This is a genomic window from Streptomyces sp. A0642, from assembly GCF_004795105.1.
Taxonomy (GTDB): Bacteria; Actinomycetota; Actinomycetes; order Streptomycetales; family Streptomycetaceae; genus Streptomyces.
In genome coordinates this window covers 1-6,193 of the sequence record NZ_SSBL01000054.1, presented here as the reverse complement: position 1 = coordinate 6,193, position 6,193 = coordinate 1, and the positions used below count along the sequence as shown (strand labels likewise).

Below are 6,193 nucleotides of genomic sequence, written 5' to 3'. Positions count from 1 at the left end.
GCCGCCGCCCGGGCGAAGGCACGCACGAGCGGCGTCTCGCCCCCCGTGCGCCATACGAAGGCCCACTGGCAGGGCGGAGCGTCCCGGACGGGGACGAAGGCCAGACTCGGCCATGGGTAGAAGTGGGCGACCTCCGCCGTGACCCCAGCGGTGGCCTGGCCCGAGGACACGACGCTGAGCGCCTCCTGCCAGGTGGAGACCCTCGGACCACGGCGGACAGGACGGCCGGAAGGGGTGTACCGAGGATTGAAGACCTCCTCCATGCGAGGAGGGATCGACTGGCCCCCGACCACGGTGCAGTCCCCCAGATCCTCCAGACATATGGACTCATGGGCCGCGAAGGGGTGATCGGCGGACGTCATCAGCAGCACCTCGGAGGCGTACGAAGTCGGGCTGACGGTCAGGCCGGGTTCATCGACCGGCAGCCACAGATGTGCCACATCCAGGCCGCCCGACTTCAGCAGGTCCAGCGGGGACGCGGGCTGTATTTCGCGGTGCTGAACGCGGGCGTGGGGGTGGCGGGCCCGGAACAGGTCCAGCGTGTCCTTGATCTGCAGGGAGTACGGGCCGACTGTGCCGAGGGTCAGCGTGCCCGAGGCGCCCTCGGCGGCAGCCTCAGCCGTCGCGATTCCCTGCATGATCTGCCGGTATCCGCCCTTGAGCGCCTGGTACAGCTCCTCGCCGAGGGGAGACAGGCGCACGCTCCGCGTGGTGCGGTGGAACAGGAGGCCGCCGATGCGTCGTTCCTGCTTCTTGATCGTCTGACTGACGCGTGCGGAGCTGACGTTCAGCCGCTCGGCCGTACGACTGAAGTGCAGCTCTTCCGCCAGCGTCAGGAAGATCTCGATCTCCCGCATCTCCATGCGTGTGCTCCGGATTCGTTATCTCAGAGTTAAAAGACGTTATCAGGACCGTCGTTGATGCCGGGCCCGCCGACGGCAAGACTGCGAAGAAGCGGCGCACGCACCGGCCGAGTGCCCTGCGGACGGCAGGGAGACCAGCGGGGACGGGGGATCCAGCATGGCCACACCGATCGGATACGTGGTGACGACGGCACTCCTCGCCTGGTGCACGTTCTTCGCGGTGGTCGCGCCCCGCCGCCCCGGGCCGCTGGCGCAACTGAGCTTCTGGTCCGGCATGGTCCTCAACGAGGTCCCCTTCCTGGGCATCCTCGTCCTGGCCGCCTCCACGGCCCTCGCCGCCGCACAGGACGACCTGGGTTCGACGCCCGCCCAGGTGACGGTCGCGGTGGCTGCGGTCACCACCGCCGGGCTGGCCCTCTCCGCCTGGCGGGGGGTGCGCACGGACCAGGCCGTCGCACGGGCCCTCGACGAAGGGCTCGGGACCGACTGGCGGGACCGCGTGCGCGTACCGCTGCGCCGCCACCGGCCATGGCTCCGCATCGTGCTGCTGCCGGCCTTCATGCGGCGACGGGGCGTGGAGCGGATCTCCGACATCAGCTACGGGGACGCCGGACGCCGGAATCTCCTCGATGTCTACCGTCGCCGTGACGCACCGCCGAACGCCCCGGTCCTGATCCACTTCCACGGCGGCCACTACGCACGCGGCGCGAAGAGCCGCGAGGCACGGCCTCTGCTGTACCAGCTCGCCGGCCAGGGATGGGTGTGCGTCAGCGCCAACTACCGGCTCCGGCCCGAGACCACCTTCCCCGGGCACCAGATCGACGCCAAGAAGGTGATCGCCTGGGTGCGCGAGCACGGCTCCGCGTACGGCTGTGACCCGTCGAAGCTGTTCGTGGCGGGCAGTTCCGCCGGCTCCAACATGGCGTCCCTGTGCGCGCTCACACCGAACCACCCGCAGTTCCAGCCCGGATTCGAGTCGGCCGACACCTCGGTCACGGCGGCGATCTGTCTCTACGGCTTCTACGGCCACTACTTCGGCGACCCGCCGGACGAGCCGGCACCCGCGCCCCAGCCACAGGGCTACCTCCACCCCGGTGCACCGCCGTTCCTCGTCGCCCACGGCACCAAGGACGCGCTGGGGACCGTCGAGGGCGCCCGGAACTTCGTCGCACAGCTGCGCGGCACCTCGGACAGCCCCGTGGTCTACGCCGAACTGCCGGGGGGCCAGCACTCGTTCGACGTCTACCACTCGGCACGCTTCGACGCGGTCGTGGACGGTGTCGAGGCGTTCGCGGCCTGGGTCCTGAGCGCGCGGCAGCACACGCGGGAACCGGGCCGCCAGGACCTCTCGGACCGCTGATCCCGCTCCTGATCGTGGTGAGCCGTCCGCTGCGAGCCATGGGCCGCCTCCGGGTGGCCCCCCGGGTGGTCACATCGTTGCCGCACCGCGTACAACCCTGCACAGCGCTCCCTTGTCCCACAGTCAGCCGACAGGACAGGTCTTCGGCCGGTGCGCGACGCGTCCGGCCCGGGCCGCGAGGAAGGGGCGAGCTTGAGGATGGCCGGGACGATGTGGAAGGCGGTGGTCGCCGGTGGAGCCGCGCTGGTGTTCACCGGCGTGGCGGCGATGCCGGCCGGAGCGGCGGAGGGTGGGGTCTCCTTCAGCAGGGTCTCCGTGAACGGCGGGAAGCCGATCGTGATCGGGGTCAAGGAAAGGGTGGAGGTGCCTGCGGCATTCCGGATGACGACCACACTCCGGTACAACTACGGGCCGATGGTGTTCCCCTACCGGGGGACCATTGAGCGCCCGGAGACCCTGTGGAACGCCATCGAAGGCAGCGATTGCAAGGTCGTGGACAGGGCGAAGGGAGTCTGCGACTTCGAGGAGTGGCTGTACATCGACCCACGGGACCTCGACTTCGGGAACGAGGACGCGGGCACCTGGCGAACCGCCGCGCGGGTCTTCCTCCCCGGCGACTCCCAGGACATCGACGACGTGAACCTTCCGGTGCGGGTCCAGCGCGCCACGCGCCTCACGGTCGACGCCTCGCCGGAGCCTGTGGCGATGGGGAGGACGATCACCGTGTCCGGGCGTCTCACACGGGCGAACTGGGACACCCACACGTACCAGGGGTACGCGGGCCGTAGCGTCAGCCTGCAGTTCAAGCCGGCGGGCGCCTCCTCGTACCGGACGGTCAAGACCACGACATCGGGCGCGACCGGGTCCCTCAGGACGACGGTGAAGGCCACCGGGCCGGGGACGTGGCGGTGGACGTACTACGGCAACTCCACCTCCGGGGCGTCGACGTCGGGCGGGGACCATGTCGCCACTCGGCCCCGGTCGATGCACTCGGCGTTGCCGCGCGTGATGCACACGGTGTAGAACTCCGGGCGTGCTCCTTGGCCGACCCGTCCACGGAGCCCGCTCGGACACCTCGGTTGCCTGCCTGGTGGGAGTCCGCGCAGAGGTGGTCACGAGCGTGATCGCCTGCGATCCCGCGCACATGCGCTACGTGGCCGAGGCTCTCGGGACTACCTGAAGCACTCCAGAATCAGCGGCAGGTCCTCCAGCCACTCCCGGAGCCGGGCTCGCTTGCGGGCCACGAGCACGCACGGGTAGCCGGCGCCGTTGCGGAGACGCACGGTCACCCCGAGGTGTTTCGGGCTCAGTGCCGCGTACTCGACCGTGCCGATATCGGCCCAAGGAAACCGGGCCTCACCGGCCGGCGTTCCGAGCTCCACCCCCGCGGCGTCGATCAGGAGGAAGCTGTCCGAGCTGACCGCGATGAAGTCGAGGTCGGCCCCGGTGGCGGGGCGCGGATAGTTCGGCGGGCCGAATCCGGTCGGCGCCTGGTGGAACGGGGCGGCACCGGCCGGTGCGTAGGCCGGCGGCGGCGGTACTGCCAACGTGGGCGAGTACGTCACGCCGCCCGTGGCTGCACCTGGCGCGAACAGGTCCAGCAAACGCTGGGGCGTCGGGCGTTCACCGGGCTCCTTCGCCAGGCAGGACGCCACGATCGGCCGCAGCCCTTCCGGCACCACGGTCAGATCCGGCGCCTCGTGCACCGACCGGTACATGAGCCCCATCGGCGTCCCCGCCCCGAACGCGGCTCCGCCCGCCGCCGCGACGAGCACGGCACCGAGCGCGAACACATCGGCGGCACCGCCGACTTCCTGACCCTGCGCCTGCTCGGGCGCCAGGAACCCCGGGGTCCCGAACGCCACCCCCGTGGCCGTCAGACGGGTCGACTCCAGCGCCCGCGCGATGCCGAAGTCCAGGACGCGGGGCCCGTCCGCGGCCATGATGATGTTCCCGGGCTTCAGGTCCCGGTGCACCAGGCCGCAGCCGTGGATCGCCGCCAGCGCCTCCGCGAGCGCGGCACCCAGCTGCCGTAGCCGCGCCTCGTCCATCGGCCCCTCGGACTCGATCAACGCGGCGAGCGTGGGTCCAGGGATGTACGCCGTCGCCAGCCAGGGCGCCGCGGCGGTCGGGTCCGCGTCCACCACCGGTGCCGTATGGAACCCGCCGACGCTGCGCGCGGCATCGACCTCGGCGCGGAACCGCTCCCGGAAGTGCGGGTCGGTCGCGAGCTCCGGGCGCGCCACCTTCACGGCCACCGCCCGCCCGCCACGCGAACGCGCCAGATAGACGACACCCATCCCGCCGGCGCCCAGCTCCCGCTCCACGGCGTAACCGCCGATACTCTCCGGCAAGCCCGCGCCGCCCACTCCGTACTCCATGCGCTGCACGCCCCCCTGTGGTCCGGCGGCTCAGTATGACGCAGACGTGGCGGAGGTCCGGGGGCCCGGGGTGGCGTCGGCCCTGAAGCCCACGCCGACGTGCCGTGGCCGATCGGCTTCGCGGTCACCGTCACGCCGTGCCGCATGCCGTCCGACGCCCCCCGAGAGCCCCACGCGGCCCCTCGCTCAGCCGACGACGGAGAAGAAGACCGAGGCGTCCTCGGTCCACCACCGGGCGCCCTCGCTGTCGGCCCAGTCCGCGTACCACCCGTCCAACGCCTCGATCAGCTCCGACAGTTCGTACCTGAGGTCGGCATCGATCCGGTCCACCACCTTCCGGTACGCCTGGATCGCGGGTCCGGCCTTCTGCATCGGCCAGCACCCGATGGCGGGCGACCCCTCCAGCGGCCGGGGAACGGGGAACGTGATCTCGGACGGCGGACCGCTGAAGACGTACTGGCTGGGCAGCAGCTCCGCCGCGACCCCCTCCGCGCTCAGCAGGTCGTCCAGAGTGGTGAAGACGGTGACAGGGCTCCGATAGCTCGCCAGGGTGGATATGTCGCTGCCGTTGTGGTCGATGACGATCTGGAGAGCCGAGTAGTAGGCGCTACCGGCCCCTTCGGCAGGGGAGTCGGCACGCCCCGAGACCAGGTGCTCCAGCGCCTCCTGCACCGGGAGCCCCCAGTCCACGCCCTGAGCGTCCAGATCCTCCTGCAACGCTCGCGCCGCTCCTCGCATGCGGTCGAGCAGCCGCACGTCGTCGGCGCTCAGGTTCTGTCCGGGAAGGAAGCGTGCGATCTTTCCGCGGCTCGCCATGCTGTAGTTCACGATCTTGCTCATGGATCCATGCTCTCAAGAACTCCCGCTCGTGTACGCGCGGTTGTGGACCTGAACCGGGCGCCTCAGGCCCTGGCCTCGTCGACCGGAACCGCCGCGAAGGCCGCCGCCTCCCCTACGATCTACCGACCGCCCGGAGGGCCGCCCGCCGACAGGAGTTCCCATGTCCCTCGTCCCGCCCGACTTCTCCTCGTCCGTGATCGTCCGCTCGGCGGACGCCGAAGTGGTCGGCGGCGCGCCCACCACGATCCGGCTGCTGGCCGACAGCAGCGAGACCGGCGGGGCCCTGTCCACCCAGCGGGTCACACTCGCGGGCGGGGCCGACGGCGCGCGTCCGCACCGGCACGACCGTTCGGCCGAGATGTTCTACATGCTGGGCGGCGCCGCCCAGTTCCTGTCCGGGGACGAGGTCGTCACCGCGGAGCCCGGCGATCTGGTCGTCGTCCCTCCGGGCCTCCCGCACGCCTTCGCCGCCGCGCCCGGGTGCGACGCGGACATCCTCATCGTCATCACTCCGGGCGTCGAACGCTTCGAGTACTTCCGCCACTTGAAGCGCATCGCGCTGGGCGAGGTCACCCCGGAGAGCCTGCTGGAGGTGCAGGCGCTGTACGACACGTACTTCCTCGGCAGCACCGCGTGGGACGGTGCGCGGGCCCGGTAGTCCGCCGTCGGCCGGGCGGGCGCGGCCCAGGTCGCCCGGGCCCGGCCCGGCAGGCCATCGTCGGCCGGGAGGACGCGGCCCGGCCGTCAGC

6 protein-coding genes are annotated in these 6,193 nt (G+C 71.3%); 3 read left to right on the top strand and 3 right to left on the bottom strand.

Features of this window, described 5'->3' with window-relative positions; all coding sequences use genetic code 11:
* The coding region (locus E6R60_RS36240; protein ID WP_136330991.1) for a LysR family transcriptional regulator at window positions 1-863 on the bottom strand (863 nt) is incomplete at its 3' end.
* Between the two features lie 157 nt (window positions 864-1,020).
* On the opposite strand from E6R60_RS36240, the gene E6R60_RS36235 reads away from it, so the two are divergent.
* Entirely contained in the window at window positions 1,021-2,223 is a 1,203-nt protein-coding gene (locus E6R60_RS36235; RefSeq protein WP_136330990.1) for an alpha/beta hydrolase, read from the top strand.
* Window positions 2,224-2,421: 198 nt separating this feature from the next.
* A complete protein-coding gene (locus E6R60_RS36230) occupies window positions 2,422-3,246 on the top strand; it encodes a hypothetical protein (RefSeq protein ID WP_136330989.1) in 825 nt (274 codons plus the stop codon).
* Between the two features lie 149 nt (window positions 3,247-3,395).
* Here E6R60_RS36230 and E6R60_RS36225 read toward each other — a convergent pair whose 3' ends face one another.
* Window positions 3,396-4,604, bottom strand: a complete 1,209-nt coding sequence (locus tag E6R60_RS36225) for a serine/threonine-protein kinase (RefSeq protein ID WP_136330988.1) — start codon at window positions 4,602-4,604, stop codon at window positions 3,396-3,398.
* Window positions 4,605-4,790: 186 nt separating this feature from the next.
* Complete coding sequence (locus tag E6R60_RS36220) at window positions 4,791-5,444, bottom strand: hypothetical protein (protein ID WP_136330987.1); 654 nt, start codon at window positions 5,442-5,444, stop codon at window positions 4,791-4,793.
* Window positions 5,445-5,604: 160 nt separating this feature from the next.
* Here E6R60_RS36220 and E6R60_RS36215 point away from each other — a divergent pair, with 160 nt between their 5' ends.
* Entirely contained in the window at window positions 5,605-6,102 is a 498-nt protein-coding gene (locus E6R60_RS36215) for a cupin domain-containing protein (RefSeq protein ID WP_136330986.1), read from the top strand.
* Window positions 6,103-6,193: the final 91 nt, after the last annotated feature.

Excerpts from the sequence above, each read along its gene's own strand:
- E6R60_RS36235 (WP_136330990.1), top strand. The coding sequence starts at position 1,021 with ATGGCCACACCGATCGGATACGTGGTGACGACGGCACTCCTCGCCTGG.
- E6R60_RS36230 (WP_136330989.1), top strand. The coding sequence starts at position 2,422 with ATGGCCGGGACGATGTGGAAGGCGGTGGTCGCCGGTGGAGCCGCGCTG.
- E6R60_RS36225 (WP_136330988.1), bottom strand. The coding sequence starts at position 4,604 with ATGGAGTACGGAGTGGGCGGCGCGGGCTTGCCGGAGAGTATCGGCGGT.
- E6R60_RS36220 (WP_136330987.1), bottom strand. The coding sequence starts at position 5,444 with ATGAGCAAGATCGTGAACTACAGCATGGCGAGCCGCGGAAAGATCGCA.
- E6R60_RS36215 (WP_136330986.1), top strand. The coding sequence starts at position 5,605 with ATGTCCCTCGTCCCGCCCGACTTCTCCTCGTCCGTGATCGTCCGCTCG.